The following is a 17,857-nucleotide window of genomic DNA, read 5'->3' as shown; positions in this document are numbered from 1 at the left end:
TAGAATGAAAAAGAACTTTTTACCTGCATTCTTATTGCTGTTCCTGGCGCTGGGCCTGTTTTCGTGCCAGCAGGGAACTAAAGAGACAAACAAAGAATATCCCATGTTCTGGACGTGGCTGGACTATCGTCCCGGTATGAACTTCGACTCCATTTGCCAAGTGATGAACGACATCGGCATGGACGGAATCATGCTGAATGCACCGACTCCCGACGATTACCGGGTAGCCATACCGATTGCCCATAAACACGGAATCGAAGTGTATGCCTGGCTATGGACCATGAATCTGGAACACGACCGTGACAAAATATTGAAAGAACATCCCGAATGGTTCAGTGTGAACCGTAACGGCAAGAGCCTGGCAGACACTACCGCCTACGTAGGCTATTACAAATTCCTTTGCCCGGCACTGCCCGAAGTCCGTGAGTTCATCAAGGAGAAAATCAAGGCCTATTGCGAAGTGGAAGGTTTGAACGGCATTGCCATCGACTACCACCGTTTTGTGGATGTGGTGCTTCCTACTACCTTGTGGCCTCGCTACGGCATTGTGCAGGACCGTGAATACGCTGCATGGGATTACGGCTATCATCCGGAAATGCTCAAGAAGTTCAAGGAGCAGCATGGTTATGACCCTCGCGAACAGGAAGACCCTTCGCTTGATGTGAAGTGGCGTCAGTTCCGTTGCGACCAGATAACCGAAGTGGCCAATATGATTGCCGAAGTGGTACACTCCTACGGCAAGACAATGGCTGCCTCTCCGTTCCCTACTCCGAAGATGTCCTCGCGCATGGTACGTCAGGACTGGGGCAAATGGAATCTTGACATTGTATTCCCGATGGTTTACCATACTTTCTATACGGGCGATGCCAGCTTCATTTCCGACTGTACGGTGGAGAATGCACGCGACAAGAACGACATGACGACGCTGTATTGTGGCATGACCGCCACGGACGGGCCGATGATGTTTGAGTGCATGGATGCCGCCTTGAACAACGGCGCCCAGGGAATTGCCGTGTTTACGATGCTCGGTCTGCGTTCTCCGGAGGTGAAGAAGCAGTTCAAGGCTTATACGGACAGTGTCAGAGCCGTGCGTGCCGCCAACGGTGGAGTGATAAAGGCAACCTATCCTAAGGTGGCCGAACCGGATCCGTTCAAACACGAAGGCATTATGAAACTGATGCAGGAACGCATGCAGCAAATCATAGCCACGGCTGCCGGTAAGGAAGAGCCGGCTCCGCTGGCATTGGGCGAGTACAAGGAGGTGGATTCCTACGACGCAACGCGCTGTTATCAGGTGGTAGACAATAATAGCAAGACTACTTTTGACGTGACGTTCTATCTTTACGGCGATGTCGTTTCCGGATGGGATGTGACAGTGGCAGACAAGGATTCTTCTAAGAAATGAAAGGACGTTTTATGATAGTGAGAGATTACGGGAGCAAACTCTTTCTGCTCTTTGTGTTTTCGATGGTAGGCATGGTTTATTGCAATGCTCAGAGTGGAAAGAGTTTGCCCGTAAGGAAAGTAATGTGTACGGCTTCACCGGAAGGTGGGGCTGTGCCGTCCTTGCTGGACGGGAACGGGATAGAGTTTCAGCCCCTTGATGTGGTCAACTGGAAAGATTATCCCTACAAGCCGGAAGTGAGTTTCCGCATAGCCCATACGGGGCGCGAAATCCTGCTCCACTACAAAGTGAAGGAAGCCAGTGTGCGTGCAGTGGCCTCCGGAGACAATGGCCGGGTATGGGAAGATGCTTGTGTGGAATTCTTCGTATCTCCCGAAGGTGACGACCGCTATTACAATTTCGAATGTAACTGCGCCGGCAGGCTGCTGATTCAGGGAGGTGCAGTCAATGAGCGCCGTCCTACGGCGAGTCAGGAGGTGCTGGGCATGGTGAAACGTTGGAGCTCGTTGGGCGGCGAACCTTTCGAGGAACGTTTGGGCGAGTGCAGATGGGAACTGGCCATGGTTATTCCCGTTTCCGTTTTCTTCCAGCATTCCGTCGGTTCTCTGGACGGAAAAACAATGAAAGGGAATTTCTACAAGTGTGGTGACAAACTCCAGACTCCCCACTTCCTTTCTTGGAGTCCTATCGGGCTGGAACGCCCCATGTTCCACTGTCCGGCCTTTTTCGGCACCTTGTCTTTTGAATAAATCTTTAGGGTGTTCTGGTGGAATCATTTGCCGTTAGCATTACTTATTGGATTGACAATTGCGGAATTATGTGTTTTTTTATACCTTTGCACTTCCTAAATTGTAAATGCATATATGATTACCGCAGAACAACTGAAAGATATCAAAGAACGTACCGAGGCGTTGAATCGCTATCTGGACATTGAAGGAAAGAAGATACAGGTGGAAGAAGAGCAGCTCCGCACCCAGGCTCCCGGTTTCTGGGACGACCAGAAGGCTGCCGAGGCTCAGATGAAGAAAGTGAAAGGCTTGCAGCAATGGATTTCCGGCTACAATGAGGTAAAGACCTTGACTGACGAGGTACAACTGGCTTTCGACTTTTACAAAGACGAACTGGTGACTGAAGAGGAAGTGGACGATGCCTATGCCAAGGCAATCACTGCTGTCGAGGCCCTCGAACTCAAGAATATGCTTCGCGAGGAAGCCGATCAGATGGACTGTGTGCTGAAAATTAACTCTGGTGCCGGTGGTACGGAGAGCCAGGACTGGGCAAGCATGCTGATGCGTATGTATCTGCGCTATGCCGAGACTCACGGCTATAAGGCCACCATCGCCAACCTGCAGGAAGGAGACGAGGCAGGTATCAAGACTTGTACCATCGAGATTTCCGGCGATTATGCCTACGGCTACCTGAAAGGTGAGAACGGTGTACACCGCTTGGTGCGTGTTTCGCCCTACAATGCCCAGGGCAAGCGTATGACTTCTTTTGCATCCGTGTTTGTCACTCCCTTGGTAGATGATACCATCGAGGTGAACATCGAACCTGCCCGCATGTCATGGGATACCTTCCGAAGTGGTGGCGCCGGTGGACAGAACGTCAATAAGGTAGAGTCCGGTGTCCGTCTGCGCTATCAGTATAAGGATCCATATACGGGCGAAGAGGAAGAAATCCTGATTGAAAATACCGAGACACGAGACCAGCCCAAGAACCGCGAGAACGCTCTCCGCCTTCTCCGTTCCATGCTTTACGACAAGGAACTCCAACACCGCATGGCCGAGCAGGCAAAGGTGGAAGCCGGTAAGAAGAAAATCGAATGGGGTAGCCAGATTCGTAGCTACGTCTTCGACGACCGCCGCGTGAAGGACCACCGTACCAACTTCCAGACCAGTGATGTGAATGGTGTGATGGATGGAAAGATAGACGGCTTTATCAAAGCTTACCTGATGGAGTTTGCAGGAAGTGGCGAATAAATTTTCTCCCTTTCATTTGCATTCTTCCCGAATTTCTTCTTACTTTGTTCATCGTTGAACTTTAAACTATAAAACACACCATGGGAAAAAGTAAAAAGAAAGCAATGCACAGCCAGAAGGAAGAGCAACAAGCCAAGAAAGTGATGATGACGATGGGAGTAATAGCCATTGTATTGGTCATCGCCATGTTTGTGGCTTACTCTTACTGGGGCTGATAAAATCACTGGAAACGACATGCCGCAGGAGATAGAACGGAAATTCCTCGTGACGGGAGAATACAAGCCACAAGCGTATGCACACAGCCGTATCGTACAAGGATACATCAGCAGTGTACGTGGACGGACAGTACGGGTGCGCATCCGCGATGGACGGGGATTTCTCACCATCAAGGGTGCATCCAATGAATCGGGAACCAGCCGCTACGAGTGGGAAAAGGAAATTCCGCTGTGCGAAGCGCGGGAATTGCTGAAGCTGTGCGAACCGGGTATCATCGACAAGACCCGTTACCTGGTGCGCAGCGGACAGCACGTCTTTGAGGTGGATGAATTCTATGGCGAGAATGAGGGACTGACTGTGGCCGAGGTGGAACTCTCCTCGGAAGACGAGCCTTTCGTGAAACCTGCATTCATCGGACGGGAGGTGACGGGAGATGTCCGCTACTATAACTCGCAACTGATGAAACACCCTTTCACCACATGGTAGCAAACCAATTGTATGCCGTACTTGTTTAATCGTCATGGAGAAACTTTACGACTACCTGCCAAGAGAACTGGTCACCTTCCTTTTGGTCACTGTATTCTCTTTACTCATCGGGCTTTCACAGCGTAAAATCAGCTTGAAGCGCGAAGGGGAAACTACGCTTTTCGGTACCGACCGCACCTTCACTTTTATAGGCATTCTGGGCTATCTGCTCTATATCCTCGACCCTACGGGCTATCGTCTGTTCATGGGAGGAGGAGCCATTCTGGGACTGCTGCTCGGACTGAACTATTATGTGAAGCAGTCACAGTACCATGTGTTCGGAGTAACCACCATCATTATTGCACTCATCACCTACTGCATTGCTCCCATTGTGGCCACGCAGCCGTCGTGGTTCTACGTCATGGTCATAGTGACCGTCCTGCTCTTCACCGAGCTGAAACACACCTTCACGGAACTGGCCCAGCGCATGAAGAACGACGAGATGATTACGCTTGCCAAGTTCCTTGCCATCAGCGGCATTATCCTGCCGATGCTGCCCAATGAGAATCTTATTCCCGGCATCAACCTGACGCCATACAGTATTTGGCTGGCCACGGTGGTTGTATCGGGCATTTCCTACCTTTCTTATCTGTTGAAGCGTTACGTTTTCCATGAGTCGGGCATTCTGGTTTCGGGCATCGTGGGAGGCTTGTACAGCAGCACGGCTACCATTTCCGTACTGGCGCGAAAGAGCCGTAAGGCTTCTGTGCAGGATGCTCCCGAATATGTGGCGGCCATGTTGTTGGCGGTCAGTATGATGTTCCTCCGTTTCTTGATATTGATAGGTATTTTCAGCCGGGAGACGCTACTGGCCATTTATCCCTACCTGCTGATAATGTCGGTGGTGACGGCAGCCGTGGCATGGTATCTGCATTCCAAGCGGAAACGGGTGGACGACGGCACGCAGACCACGGAGGACGAGGACAGCAGTAATCCGTTGGAGTTTAAAGTGGCGCTGATTTTTGCCATGCTGTTTGTCGTGTTCACTATCTTGACACACTATACGCTGGTGTATGCCGGTACGGGTGGGCTGAACCTGCTCTCTTTCATTTCGGGCTTCAGTGACATCACTCCTTTCATCCTGAACCTGCTTCAAGGGACGGGCAGCGTGGCGGTGCTGGTAATTACGGCTTGCAGCATGCAGGCTATTGTCAGCAATATAGCGGTAAACATGTGCTACGCGTTATTCTTTGCCGGTGGAAAAAGCCCTTTGCGGCCGTGGATATTGGGGGGATTCGGCTCTGTTATTGCCGCAAATATCTGTCTGTTACTTTTCTTCTATTTTCTCTAAATTGCTTTCTTTTTGCTTTTTTAACTCCGAAAGTCTCGTAAATGCATGAAAAAGGGGCTATTTTTGCCGAATTCATTGTGACAAAACTCGAACGGGAAACGTCTAATACCAAGACAATAAACATGAATAGTCACTAAATATAAAAACGCAATGAGAACAAAATGGACTGTGCTGCTATGGATGCTGATGATTTCGGGACTGCTTGCAGCGCAAAACACGGCAAACACTTCTTTCCAGGTTAAAGGAATTTTGCTCGACTCGCTCACCCAGGAGGGTGAACCTTATGCTACCATTAAAATCGTGAAGAAAGAGGCCCCTGCAAAGGCGCTGAAAATGCTGGTAACGGATATGAAAGGCCAGTTTCAGGAAAAAGTTCCCGGTACGGGCAACTTCGTAATGACCATCACTTCCGTGGGACGTACTCCCATCGTGAAGGACTTTTCTGTGAAGGCAGGGGAGAAGCTGGTGGACTTCGGCACGCTGTATATCGTAGATGCCTCCAATGAGCTGGGGCAGGTGGAAATAGTGGCACAGAAGCCTCTGGTGAAGGCAGATATCGACAAGATAGAGTACAATGTGCAGGATGACCCTGACGCCCAGTCGAACTCCGTGCTGGAAATGCTTCGCAAGGTACCGTTGGTAACGGTGGATGGCGAGGACAATATTCAGGTGAACGGGAGTAGCAGCTTTAAGGTATATGTCAACGGAAAGCCCAACAACATGATGAGCAACAACCCGACGGAAGTGCTGAAAAGTATGCCTGCAAACAGTATCAAGCATATTGAAGTGATAACCAATCCCGGCCCCAAGTATGACGCCGAGGGTGTGGGCGGTATTCTGAACATCGTCACCGTGGGCAGCGGACTCGAAGGCTATACGGCTACGTTCAGTGCCAACGTCAGCAACCGCGGTGCAGGCGGCGGGGCATTCGGTACCATAAAGAGCGGAAAGCTGACCGTCAGCGCCCGCTACAATTACAATTACAACGACCAGCCCCGCAACTACAGCAGTGGTAGCCAGCATGTGACACCGGAAGCTGTTACGGAGAATTCTTCCAATCTGGACTATGACGGCAGCAACAAGGGACACGGTTCTTTCCAGTCGGGCAGCATGGAGGCCAGCTACGAAATAGATACATTACGCTTGGTTACCATGTCTTTCGGACTTTGGGGCGGTGGGAATAAGAGTAACGGCTCTACGGACTACATCGCCACCTTTCCAGAGAACATAAACGCTGCTCCCATTTACAGCTACTCTGCCTTCAACCGCAGCAAGTCTTCCTGGTATTCCATCGACGGAGGTATCGACTACCAGCGTCTGTTCAAGGTCAAGGACCGCATGCTGACGTTCTCCTACAAGATAAACACCCGTCCGCAAACGTCGGATTCCTATACGGAATATGAAATAGACAATGGCTATAACCCCGATTGGGCAGACTATCTGAACCGTTTGAAGAACCAGCATAACGACGGTGAGCAGAATACCACGGAGCATACGTTCCAGGCCGACTATACCACGCCTATCGGCAAGCTGCATACATTGGAGGCAGGTGCCAAGTACATTCTGCGCAACAACTCCTCCGAAGACGACCGTTTTGATGCGGACGATACCGGAAAGTATGAATACAACAAGGACCAGAGCTCACACTACAAGCATTTGAACGATATTATCGCCGCCTATCTGGGATATGGACTGAAGGTGAAGAGACTTTCGGGCCGTTTGGGATTACGCTACGAGCATACCATCCAAGATGTGAAGTATCTGGTGGGCCGCGGCGAGGATTTCACAAAGAACTTCGACGACGTAGTGCCTTCCGCTTCTATCGGCTACAAGCTGACGGATATGTCCAATCTGCGTTTGGGGTACAACATGCGTATCTATCGTCCGGGAATCTGGTCTCTGAATCCTTATCTGAATGATACGGACCCCTCCTATATCAGCCAGGGTAATCCGAAGCTGGACAGTGAGAAGAGCCATGCTTTCAACTTGAGTTACAGTAACTTCACACAGAAGTTCAATATCAATATCTCGGCCCGCTACTCGTTTACCAACAACAGTATTGAGAATGTGACAAGGCTCATGCCCGATACGGAGATTGAGGGATTGAAGAACCCCACGGGCAAGGATGTGCTTTATTCTACCTATGCCAACATCGGCAAGACCCGTTATGCCAGTGTGAACGGTTACGTCAACTGGAATGCCACTCCACGTACACGTATCTACATGAACATGAGCGGCAATTACTCTTATCTGGAGGGCAGTGAAGGCATGCGTAACGATGGCTGGAGCCTCTTTGCCTACGGCGGTGCACAGCAGACGCTGCCCCATGACTGGCGCATCAGTCTGAATGTCTTCGGACAGACGCCGTGGATTATGCTGCAAGGTAAGGGCAGCAGCTTCTTTGATTATGGCTTGAGCGTCAACAAGTCCTTCTTGGACAAGCGCCTCACCTTGTCTGCCTTTGCCAGCAACTTCTTCAAGAAGTATATGGACCAAAGCTCCACCACCGAAGGCAGCGGTTTTATACGGGAAAGCAATTATAAGTACAGCCGCCAACGCTTTGGCATAAGCGTCAGCTACCGTATCGGTGAGTTGAAGGCAAGCGTGAAAAAGGCTGCGCGCACTATCAGCAATGATGATGTGAAGAGCGGTGGCAGTGGTTCCGGTGGCGGCGGTGAATAGGTTGTAAATACATCCCCTTCTGAAACTTGTACCTCGCTATTCATCAGAGAATACAAGTTTCAGAAGGGGATTTTTTATGATAGTAAGTTACTTGCTGACTGTTGAGAACCCCAACTCCTTCAACCCTTTCTGCACATCCGGATGACTCATGAAGAGCTTCCACAGCAGTCCCGACCGATAATTCTCGAGCATGACGGCTATCGGGCCCTGGTCAATGGCGAGGTAGCGCTGCGGATACCAGTTGTCCGTTTCGCTGAAAGCATCGTAGAAGCCATAGGGGCCGAAGACCTTATCTCCCATCTCGTAGAGGTGGCGCATCACTTGCAACGACTGTTCCGGGGTATAGACGATGGATGACAAGGCGGCAGTTGGAGAGATGACTCCCTGGTCGTCGCGTTCGTTGGGAGCGTGGGCGGCATATCCGTTGACGGAGTAGCTGGCTGTCAGTCCCCAGCAGTCGGGCCCGAAACCTTTGTAGTGCTTGGGGTTGCGGACACAGTAGGCACGGTTCACAAGCGTCAGGTTACGCATCTCGTCGAAGTAGTTGGCGCAGTATTCATCCTTCAGCCCGATGGGGTCGAGGCCGAGAAACGAGTATTGTGCCCAGAAGAGCGGTCCGGCTTCTGTGCCTTGATAGCGCAGATGCAACTCGATATTCTCCACTTTATGAGGGTCTACAATGGCCCCGTTCTGCGCCCAGCCCTCGTGATAGACTGCTGCAGGCACGCCGTGGGTAGGCGAGGCGGCGGCAAGGATATACATGATGAGGCATTCGTTGTAACCGTGTACGGGAAAGTTCATTTCCCAACCGTATTCCGAACTCCAGTGCCAATAGAGCACGTTCTGGCCGTTCTGGCGGTAGAAGTTCCAGTCCACTTCGCGCCACAGCTTGTCGATGCGGGCGGCGAGGGCTTGCTCGGCGGGCGAACCGTCGATGTAGTACTGGTGGACGGAGAGCAGCGCCTGCATGATGAAGGCTGTTTCTACCAGGTCGCCGCCATTGTCTTTCTGCCCGAAGGGTTTCACCTTGCCCGTATCGCCATACCACCAGTGTGGGTAGGCACCGTGGAAACGGTCAGCGGTTTCGAGGAAGGAGACGATTTTCTCCATTCGTTCCAGCCCTTCCTGGCGGGTGACATAGCCGCGGTCTATACCGGCAAGTATAGCCATGATGCCGAAGCCGCTTCCACCGGACGTGATTACGTTCTGGTCGTTCTCCGGATAGACACCGTCCATGTGGATGCGTTCGCGTGCCAGTCCGCTGTTGGGCTCGGCACCTTCCCAGAAGTAGTTGAAGGTACGGCGCTGTACGGTGTCCATCAGGGCATCGTCGCTCAGCCGGTCTTCTTTGGCGGCGGGGCTTTTGCATTGCGTGAAACCGAGCAACAGCAGGAACAATAATAAACTGTATTGTATTTTCATTGTACCAATGCTTACTTGTTTTTTTATCATTTACTTATCTATATTCATTGCACGGTCAATTCAACAAGTATAGGACAGTGGTCGGAAAGGTAGCTGTTCTCCGGTTTGTCTTGGATAACGCGGTAGCGGTCTATCTTTGCGCCTTTGGTCACGAAGACATAGTCCAGCAGTACGCGTTCCTCCACCGGCAGACGGCCGAAGTCATGGAAAGACCAGGACGGACCGTAGGTGACGGCAGCTGTCTTTGCGGCATTTTCCATTCCTCCCTTTTCCAGCGTTTGCAGAGGTTCTTCACCGGGCGTACAGTTAAAGTCACCGGTGATGATGGCGGGCATGTCCGGTGCTATCTCCTTGATTTTGTCGAGAATGAGTTGCACGCCCTCTTTGCGGGCTGTCTTTCCGTCGTTGTCCAGATGGGTGTTGAAATATACAAACTTTTGTCCGTTGTTCTTTTCCTGCAGTATCGCCCAGGTGGTGACACGGTTGTAGGAAGCGTCCCAGCCCTTGATGCCGATAGTTTCGGGTTGCTCGCTGAGGGAGAAATTGCCGTATTCCACCAGTGTAAACCGGTCGGTCCGGAAGAATATCGGGCAGTATTCGCCTGCTTCCTTGCCGTCGTCGCGCCCCACACCGAGTGCTGTGTATTGCGGCAGCCCGCGTTTTAGGTCTTCCATTTGGTTGTGAAGCACTTCCTGCATGCCCAGCAAGTCGGGGCTGTAGTAGGCTATCATACGGCAGGCGTCACCCTTGCGGTAATTCCAGTTGTTTACACTGTCCGAAGGAATATCCAGGCGGACATTGAACGTCATCACTTCCAGCGGCTGTCCGTTCTGTGCGGAGGGCTGGCTCTTGCAGCTGCCAAGGAGCAGAATGCTGCAAAAACAAAGGAGTAAAGTAGTATATCTCATGTTTTCTTGTTTTTAGAGTGCAATATTAAATATTTTATTTTATTTCAGTGTCAGTCGGGCTGTCTTTTCTGCCTGGCTGCTGCCACCTATCATCACATCGAAATCTCCCGGCTCGGCCACGTGGTTGAGGTCGTAGTCGTAGAAGCGGAGCAGCTCAGGGGTAATCTTGAAGGATACGGTCTTGCTTTCGCCCGCTTTCAGGAACACCTTTTCAAAGCCTTTCAGCTCGCGTACGGGGCGGGTAATGCTGCCTACGAGGTCGCGGATATAGAGCTGCACGACTTCTGCGCCGTCACGCTTGCCGGTATTGGTCACGGTGACTACGGCAGTGGTGGAGCCATTTTGTCCCATGACCGGGGTACTGAGGGCGATGTCGCTGTACCGGAAAGTGGTGTACGAGAGACCGTAGCCGAAGGGATACAGCGGCTCATTGTCCACATCCAGATAGTTGCTGCGAAACTTCTCGAACCATTTGCCTTCTGCCAGCGGTCGTCCGGTATTCTTATGGTTGTAGAACAAGGGTATCTGCCCCACGTTTTTCGGGAAAGTCATGGTCAGCTTACCGCTTGGGTTCACGTCGCCGAACAGCACGTCGCCAATGGCATAGGCCGCTTCGCTGCCACCGAACCATACGTTCAAGATGGCGGGCACATGTTCCTGCTCCCAGGTGAGCGTCAGCGGCCGGCCGGTGAAGAGGGTTAGTACAACGGGCTTGCCGGTCTTCAGCAAGGCCTCCAGCAGGGTGCGTTGCACGTCGGGGATGCCGAGGTCGGTACGGCTCGAGCTTTCACCGCTCATTTCGGAAGACTCGCCCAGGGCGGCTACAATCACGTCGGCACCGGAGGCCACCTTCAAAGCTTCGTCCAACAGTTTCTTATCCGTACGGTTGTCCCGGTTCAGCGAACGGCCGAATAGGGTGGCGCGTTCCTCGTAGGCTGCATCACTGATGAGGTTGCTACCTTTGGCGTAGGTGATGTTCACCCGGCTGGCTGTCATCTCCTTCAATCCTTCGTACAGAGAGGGATAGTCGTCCAGGCGTGCGGCAACACTCCAGGTACCGGGCATGTTGCTGCGGGTATTGCCCAGGGGGCCGATGACGGCGACGGTGCCTTGCTTCTCTAAGGGAAGGACGGGACGAGAAGACTTCTTGCCTTGTCCCTCAAAAGGTTCGTTTTTCAGCAGCACAAAGCTTTCGGCGGCAATCCGGCGGGCAGCGGCGCGGTGCTCGCGGGTGAAGATGTCGCGTGCGGGACGGCTGAGGTCGCAGTATTTGTAAGGGTCATCGAACAGCCCTAACTTGTATTTCGCTTCAAGGATGCGGCGGCAGGCTGCATCCAGCGTCTTCATGGTTATTTTGCCTTCGGTGAGCGACTTTTTCAACGTGCCTACGAAACCTTCGCTCACCATATCCATGTCCACACCGGCGTTGAGCGCACGGGTGGAAACGGTCTGCAGGTTGCCGATTCCGTGTTCCACCATTTCGGAGATACCGGTAAAGTCGGTCACCACAAAACCGTTGAAGCCCCATTGTTTGCGCAGTACATCTGTCATCAGCCAGTGGTTGGCGGTGGCGGGCACGCCGTCCACTTCGTTGAAGGAGGCCATCGCACTACCCACTCCGGCGCGGACGGCTGCTTCATAGGGGTACATGTATTCGTTGAACATGCGGTTGCGGCTCATGTCTACCGTGTTGTAGTCGCGTCCGGCTTCTCCGGCACCGTACAGTGCGAAGTGCTTGACGCATGCCATGATTTCGTCGTTCCGTTTCAGTTGGTCGTCCGGGTCTTTTCCCTGATACCCCAACACCATGGCGCGGGCGATGGCACCTCCGAGGAACGGGTCTTCTCCCGACCCTTCGGATACACGTCCCCAGCGTGGGTCACGGCTGATGTCTACCATCGGACTGAATGTCCATGAGATACCGTCGGCACTGGCTTCTGTAGCGGCTATGCGGGCAGACTGCTCGATGGCTGCCATATCCCACGTGCAGGAGAGGCCGAGGGGGATGGGGAAGATGGTCTCATAGCCATGTATCACATCCATGCCGAACAGTAGGGGGATGCCCAGGCGGGAATTCTCTACGGCCAGTTTCTGTACGTCGCGTATCTTGGCCACTCCTTTCAGATTGAAAAGCCCTCCCACGAGCCCCTGCTCAATCTTCTTGGCCACGTCGCTGCTCTTTGCCTGACCGGTAGTGATCTCTCCGGTCACGGGCAGGTTGAGCTGGCCGATTTTCTCTTCCACAGTCATCCGGCGCATCAGTGCGTCGATGAAGCGGTCCATGTCCTGCGGAGATTTCTGCGCCTGCACGGTGGCGGTGACACCTATTAAAGCGGTCGCGAGCAGCAGACTTGTTCTCTTGAAAATTTTCTTCATATTCATATTGAATTAATTGTTTGTAAGTATGTTCCCTTCATTGTTTTTAGATTGCCGTCACTCTATTGCAGTGGCGCTATGACTTCTTTGCAACGGTGCTGCAATTTCTCTGCAGTGATACTGCAAACGATTTGCAGCGCTACTGCAACTGCTTTGCAGCGACACTGCAACTGTTGTGCAGTGCTACTGCAACACTTTTGCAGTGCCACTGCAAAAAGTTTGCAGCTCTTTGCAGTAGCAATGCTTTGATTGATAGCAAGTTATAAAACAGACCTTTTGCCATTGATTGGGTCGGCTGTTTCCTTTGGCCGGGTATCAATAGTCGGGGTTCTGTACCAGTACTCCGTTCGATTTGTCTATCTCTGTCTGGGGCAGAGGCAGCAGCGCATTCTTGTCCTGGTAATTCTTTCCGGCAGCTTGCAGCACTTCTTTGGCAATGCCCCAGCGCACGAGGTCGTAGAAGCGGTCGGGTTCCAGTGCCAGCTCTACGCGGCGTTCGTGGCGAATGGCGTCACGCAGCACAGACTGGCTGGCAGATTCTACCTTCGGAAGCACGTCTGCCAGTGTGCCGCGGGCATGGGCGCGTACTTGTTCCAGATACCCGGCGGCTTCGCCCGTCAGCCCTTTCTCGTTGGCGGCTTCGGCAGCCATCAGCAGCACGTCCGGATAGCGGATGAGGCGGATGTTTACCCAGAAACCCATACGGCTGTACTTGCGGCGCAGTGTCGGGTCCGTGTAGGCCTTCTTGTTGAAGTAGGCACCCATGGCGGTGGATACGGGTGACTCGCCATAAGGCTGGTTGGTATTCTCCGGTGTGATGGGCTCGTCCGTGCTGCGGCGGAAGTAGAGCAATGTGGCGTTCCGGCGCGGGTCGCCCGGCTCAAAGGCTTCTCCCATCAGTTTGGTGGCCATGTGCCAGCCCCATCCCAGGTCCCACTCGCCGGCTCCGCGCACCCCTTGCACCTGGCAGAACTGGCTGCCGATGCTGGCATCCTCTTTCATGGCATCGGTGGCTTCGCATTGCAGTTCGAAGATGCTCTCGCCGCAGTTTTCCCCTTCTACGGTGAAGACTTTGTCGACCGGTGTATTCAGGTTGTAGATGCCCGACTTTATCACTTCGGTGGAGGCTGTGTACATATTGTCCCAATCGTTCCGCATCATATAGGTGCGTGCGTGCAGGGAGCGTGCGGCGCCCCAGGTCAGCCGTCCCGTATAGTCGCTGTCCCACCGCAGGGGCAGGCATTCTTCGGCTTCGGTCAGGTCTTTGTCAATCTGTTCGTATATCTTTTCCGCCGTGGTCTTGGGCACGTTGGCATCGGAGGCTTCCACTACCTTGATGGTGACCAGCGGCACTTCGCCAAAGGCGCGTACCAGGTTGAAGTAGCACCAGGCACGGAAGAAGAGCGCTTCGCCGCGGTTGCGGATGGCTTCGGTGTCGTCCTTGTGTCCGCTCTTCTCAATGTCGTCCAGGATTTCGTTGCACTGGTAGATGATTTTGTAGTTCTGTCCCCAATAGGCGCTGAGCGGCCCGTTGGAGGCAGTGTATTCGAAGTCGTCCCACATGGCGGCCTCGTTGCTGCCGTCGCCGGCGTCACTGCCTTTCTCGGAGTCCTCGCTGCGCACCATGTGCACCATAAAAGCAGGAATACCGGCAGTGATGTCGTACGAGCGCATCAGGTAGTAGACGTTGAATATCTTCCCGCCTACAAGGGCGTTGGGAGAGTCATCTTCCGTGAACTGCCCCAGCGGATCGCGGTCCAGGAAGTCGTTGCAGGATGTCAGTGAGAGGGCTGTTGCACCCACCAGCAATGTAAATATGTATTTTATCAGTTTCATAAATTTATATTTTTCATTCCCCGTTCCCTTTGAAGGAGTCGGGGGAGGTTTGAAGTTACTCTTTTTTAGGGGAGAGGCTTTTAGAACGTCAGATTAAATCCGAACGTATAAATCGCCGGCATCGGATAACTGCCGTCGTCCACCCCGAAGGCGATGGCACTTCCGCCCAGTTCCGGGGTATATCCGGTGTTGTGCTTCCACGTCTTCAGGTTCTGTATGTTCACGTAGAGCTTCAGCGCCTGCATGCCTATCTTCGAAATCAGCGCCTTGTCGAAGTTGTATGCCAGCGACACGTTACGGATGCGGAAGAACGAGCCGTCCTCTATGTAATACTCGGAGTTCAGATTGTTGATGGTATGCTTGGTGTTCAGCAGCGGCTGGGTGTTGCTGGTCCCTTCACCGTGCCAGCGGTCCATGCGTTGCTCCATAAAGTTGAACTGGCTCCAGTTGTAGTTGTCCCAGGTACGGTAAATCTGATTGCCGCCTTGTCCCATCATGTCAACGGCAAGCTCCCAGTTCTTGTAGCCCAGGCCGAGCGTGAAGCCGTAGGTGACATCGGGTGTAGGATTACCAATCATCGTACGGTCTGCCGTGGTGATTTCACCGTCACCGTTCACGTCGCGGAATTTCAGGTCGCCCGGGGTGACGGTTGCCAGTGTGTTCTTGGGAGAGTGCTCAATCTCCTCCTGGGTCTGGTAGACGCCTTCCACCTTGTAGCCGTAGAAGTAGCCGATGGGGTATCCTGCCATTGTGTAGCTCTGCTGCTTGTCTCCGGCTATGATGGAGTAGCCTTCCTGCACGAGGCTCAGTACCTTGTTCTTGATGGTGGCAAGGTTCATTCCGATGTTGTAGTTCCAGTCGCCTATCCGGTCGCGCCAGCTCAAGGCAAGCTCTACGCCCGAATTCTCGATGGAGCCAAGGTTTCCGATACCCGGTACGGTGCCCGAGATGCCCGGCACTTCGGCCAGCAGGTCTTTGGTTTTCTTCTTGTAGTACACCCCTTCAAAGTGCAGGCGGTTGCGGAGGAAGTTGGCTTCTGCACCGGCTTCCCAGGCTTCCACCTTCTCCCAGCGCAGTTTGGGGTTGGGCAGGTAGGCAAGCTGGTAGCCCGGATAGATGGCAGACGGGGTGCCGAACACGGCGGAGTAGGCATTCGTCAGCAACGGTTCGGCGGGATAGGCGCGGTCCAGGTTCTGGTTGCCCAGTGTGCCCCATGAGCCTTTCAGTTTCAGCATATCCAGCCAGGTGATGTCCTTCATCCATGCTTCCTCGCTCATCAGCCAGCCCAGGCCGACGGAGTAGAAGTTCTGCCACTGGTTGCCGGTGTAGGAGAAGGCGGAAGAACCGTCGCGGCGGTAGGAGCCGTTGAACAGGTACTTGCCCTTGTAGTTGTAGAGCACGCGTGCCAGCACGGACACGGTGGAGCGCTCCCACTGCGTACTGCCGTTGGTGGCGGTGGCTGCGTCGCCGATACTTACGTACCATTTGTCGGGATTGTCCGGAATGACCAGGCCTACCCCTTGGGTACGGGCGCCGTTCAGATTCTCGAGCTTGTTGTAGTAGGTGGTGAAACCGGCTGTGGCCGTCACGCTGTGGTCTCCCCAGGAGTTGGTGTAGGTCAGCAGATAGTCGCTCTGTACCTTCATTTCCGTTTCTTTGGCTTGGGACACTCCGGTCTTGCCGTTGCCCAGCGTGGCTATGTCTCCCTCGACGCTTGCGTCATATACCTGGATAACCGGGGTGTATGTCCGTGTGCTGTTCGAGGCATAGTCCAGGGAGAACATGGCCTTGAACTGGAAGTGTTTCAGGAAATCCCATTGCCCGTACACGTTGCCCGAGCCACGGTAGTTCTCGGCTTTCGTGGTATTCGCCTTCAGGTCTACGTCCACCATCGGGTTGTTCATCTGTGCCTTCTGGAATCCGGGCAGTGAGGTGTAGAGGCCGTACTCGGAGTTGAATACATGCGCCACCGGAGCTGCGCGCAGGGCTGTAGCCACACTCTTCGTGTCGGCGGGCAGCATGCGTGCCCCGTTGAATTGAAAACCTACCTTGAGGTTGTCCGTCACTTTATAGTCGTTGCTGATGTTCAGCGTAATCTTGCTGTACTTCTCGTGCTTGATGTTGCCTTGTTCGTAGGCATAGCCCGCACCGAGATAGAAGCTGTTCTTGTCCGAGGCACCCGTGATGCTGATGTTGTTGTTGGTGATGAACCCAGTCTGGAAGATTTCATCCTGCCAGTTGGTGTTTCCCGTCCAGTCCGAGAAGTTGTATTCCGGGTTGCCTTCATTCCTCAACTGTTCGTTGTACAGCAGTTTGAAGCCTTCGGCATCCGTCAGTGCAATTTTGTCGGTGACGGACTTGAAACCGAACGAGCCGTTGATATTGACGCGTGTCTGTCCCTCTTTCGCCTTCTTGGTGGTGATGATAATCACGCCGTTGGCACCGCGCACACCGAAGATGGCGAGCGACGACGGGTCTTTTAGTATCTCCATGGATTCGATGTCCTGCGGATTCAGGAAGTTGATGTTGTCGTTGAACAGTCCGTCCACCACATAGAGTGGCTTGTAGCCGTTGATGGAGTTTGTTCCGCGTACACGGATTTCCGGGTCGGAGCCTGCCTTGCCGGAGTTTATCACCTGCACGCCGGCAATCTTTCCTTGCAGTGCGGATACGGGGTTGACCACCGGCTTGTTGGCGATTTCGTCGCCTTTAATGTTGGTGATGGAGCCCGTAAGGTCTCGCTTCTTGGCGCTGCCATAACCGATGACAACGGTTTCGGCCAGCATCTGCGAGTCGTCTTTCATCTGGACGTTGATTACCGACTGGCTGCCTACCTTGACAGCTTGCTTCACCATGCCTACATAGGAAAAATCCAATGTGTTCTCCGGGGTGGCCTGGATGGAGTACCGGCCGTCTATGTCGGTAATCACGCCATTGGAGGTTCCCTGCACCAATACGGTGGCACCAATCAGCGGGTCACCCAGGGCATCGGTCACGGTACCGGTTACTGTTTTCTCCTGCGCCGATGCGGCGACACTTGCCAGCAGGCACACCGTCAGAAATAGGTTTCTCAGTCTTCCGGTTTTCTTCTTGGGAAGGTTTAGGTTCTTCTTCATTACATTGATTTTTTAGTGGATAAATCATTCAGTTTCTCCTCTGAACAATCAAAATGCAAAAAAGATTTGGTGACGGTGTTAAAAAAGGGCAGCCCGGTTTT

General features: G+C 53.1%; 12 protein-coding genes. 7 read left to right on the top strand and 5 right to left on the bottom strand.

All coding sequences use genetic code 11. The annotated features are described in order from the left end of the window. Positions 1-4 precede the first annotated feature (4 nt). The 7 genes from DW096_RS10380 (at position 5) to DW096_RS10355 (ending at position 8,098) form a co-directional block, all read left to right on the top strand. Positions 5-1,405 (top strand): family 10 glycosylhydrolase, encoded by a 1,401-nt coding sequence (locus tag DW096_RS10380; protein ID WP_008662717.1) that lies wholly within the window; start codon positions 5-7, stop codon positions 1,403-1,405. Next, on the top strand, positions 1,402-2,154 hold the full coding sequence (locus DW096_RS10375; protein ID WP_008662718.1) for a carbohydrate-binding family 9-like protein: 753 nt from the start codon (positions 1,402-1,404) through the stop codon (positions 2,152-2,154). The genes DW096_RS10380 and DW096_RS10375 overlap by 4 nt, the downstream gene beginning before the upstream one ends. 114 nt (positions 2,155-2,268) lie before the next feature. Then, entirely contained in the window at positions 2,269-3,384 is a 1,116-nt protein-coding gene (prfB, locus tag DW096_RS10370) for a peptide chain release factor 2 (protein ID WP_005830350.1), read from the top strand. A gap of 80 nt (positions 3,385-3,464) precedes the next feature. Next, positions 3,465-3,599: a hypothetical protein gene (locus DW096_RS19665; protein WP_005830349.1), complete on the top strand. Its 135-nt coding sequence runs from the start codon at positions 3,465-3,467 to the stop codon at positions 3,597-3,599. Between the two features lie 19 nt (positions 3,600-3,618). Continuing rightward, a complete protein-coding gene (locus tag DW096_RS10365) occupies positions 3,619-4,086 on the top strand; it encodes a CYTH domain-containing protein (RefSeq protein WP_009037712.1) in 468 nt (155 codons plus the stop codon). A gap of 34 nt (positions 4,087-4,120) precedes the next feature. Continuing rightward, positions 4,121-5,416 carry a DUF4010 domain-containing protein gene (locus DW096_RS10360; RefSeq protein WP_005830344.1) on the top strand — a complete coding sequence of 432 codons (1,296 nt, stop codon included), beginning with the start codon at positions 4,121-4,123 and terminating at the stop codon, positions 5,414-5,416. A gap of 150 nt (positions 5,417-5,566) precedes the next feature. After that, on the top strand, positions 5,567-8,098 hold the full coding sequence (locus DW096_RS10355) for a TonB-dependent receptor domain-containing protein (protein ID WP_008662721.1): 2,532 nt from the start codon (positions 5,567-5,569) through the stop codon (positions 8,096-8,098). 87 nt (positions 8,099-8,185) lie between these two features. On the opposite strand, the gene DW096_RS10350 is transcribed toward DW096_RS10355, so the two are convergent. The 5 genes from DW096_RS10350 to DW096_RS10325 all read right to left on the bottom strand — a co-directional run bounded on the left by DW096_RS10350 (position 8,186) and on the right by DW096_RS10325 (position 17,756). Continuing rightward, positions 8,186-9,520, bottom strand: coding sequence for a glucoamylase family protein (locus DW096_RS10350; RefSeq protein ID WP_034525907.1), 1,335 nt, complete (start codon positions 9,518-9,520; stop codon positions 8,186-8,188). A 44-nt stretch (positions 9,521-9,564) separates the two neighbouring features. Further along, positions 9,565-10,428 carry an endonuclease/exonuclease/phosphatase family protein gene (locus DW096_RS10345; protein ID WP_008662722.1) on the bottom strand — a complete coding sequence of 288 codons (864 nt, stop codon included), beginning with the start codon at positions 10,426-10,428 and terminating at the stop codon, positions 9,565-9,567. Positions 10,429-10,467: 39 nt separating this feature from the next. Next, positions 10,468-12,804, bottom strand: a complete 2,337-nt coding sequence (gene bglX, locus DW096_RS10340) for a beta-glucosidase BglX (protein ID WP_034525957.1) — start codon at positions 12,802-12,804, stop codon at positions 10,468-10,470. A gap of 315 nt (positions 12,805-13,119) precedes the next feature. Then, positions 13,120-14,640, bottom strand: a complete 1,521-nt coding sequence (locus DW096_RS10330; RefSeq protein ID WP_005830332.1) for a RagB/SusD family nutrient uptake outer membrane protein — start codon at positions 14,638-14,640, stop codon at positions 13,120-13,122. Positions 14,641-14,720: 80 nt separating this feature from the next. Beyond that, the gene (locus DW096_RS10325) at positions 14,721-17,756 is read right to left on the bottom strand and encodes a TonB-dependent receptor (protein ID WP_035447064.1); all 3,036 of its coding nucleotides are present in this window, start codon (positions 17,754-17,756) and stop codon (positions 14,721-14,723) included. Between the last annotated feature and the right edge of the window lie 101 nt (positions 17,757-17,857).

It is taken from the genome of Bacteroides sp. AM07-18 (assembly GCF_003602695.1).
GTDB classification, from domain to species: Bacteria; Bacteroidota; Bacteroidia; order Bacteroidales; family Bacteroidaceae; genus Bacteroides; species Bacteroides uniformis.
The sequence above is the reverse complement of the archived record's forward strand: the minus strand, read 5'-3'. Positions and strand labels throughout refer to the sequence as shown.

Bases quoted from the DNA above. Each gene is read 5' to 3' on its own strand.
- DW096_RS10380 (WP_008662717.1), top strand. From the start codon at position 5: ATGAAAAAGAACTTTTTACCTGCATTCTTATTGCTGTTCCTGGCGCTG.
- DW096_RS10375 (WP_008662718.1), top strand. From the start codon at position 1,402: ATGAAAGGACGTTTTATGATAGTGAGAGATTACGGGAGCAAACTCTTT.
- prfB (WP_005830350.1), top strand. From the start codon at position 2,269: ATGATTACCGCAGAACAACTGAAAGATATCAAAGAACGTACCGAGGCG.
- DW096_RS19665 (WP_005830349.1), top strand. From the start codon at position 3,465: ATGGGAAAAAGTAAAAAGAAAGCAATGCACAGCCAGAAGGAAGAGCAA.
- DW096_RS10365 (WP_009037712.1), top strand. From the start codon at position 3,619: ATGCCGCAGGAGATAGAACGGAAATTCCTCGTGACGGGAGAATACAAG.
- DW096_RS10360 (WP_005830344.1), top strand. From the start codon at position 4,121: ATGGAGAAACTTTACGACTACCTGCCAAGAGAACTGGTCACCTTCCTT.
- DW096_RS10355 (WP_008662721.1), top strand. From the start codon at position 5,567: ATGAGAACAAAATGGACTGTGCTGCTATGGATGCTGATGATTTCGGGA.
- DW096_RS10350 (WP_034525907.1), bottom strand. From the start codon at position 9,520: ATGAAAATACAATACAGTTTATTATTGTTCCTGCTGTTGCTCGGTTTC.
- DW096_RS10345 (WP_008662722.1), bottom strand. From the start codon at position 10,428: ATGAGATATACTACTTTACTCCTTTGTTTTTGCAGCATTCTGCTCCTT.
- bglX (WP_034525957.1), bottom strand. From the start codon at position 12,804: ATGAAGAAAATTTTCAAGAGAACAAGTCTGCTGCTCGCGACCGCTTTA.
- DW096_RS10330 (WP_005830332.1), bottom strand. From the start codon at position 14,640: ATGAAACTGATAAAATACATATTTACATTGCTGGTGGGTGCAACAGCC.
- DW096_RS10325 (WP_035447064.1), bottom strand. From the start codon at position 17,756: ATGAAGAAGAACCTAAACCTTCCCAAGAAGAAAACCGGAAGACTGAGA.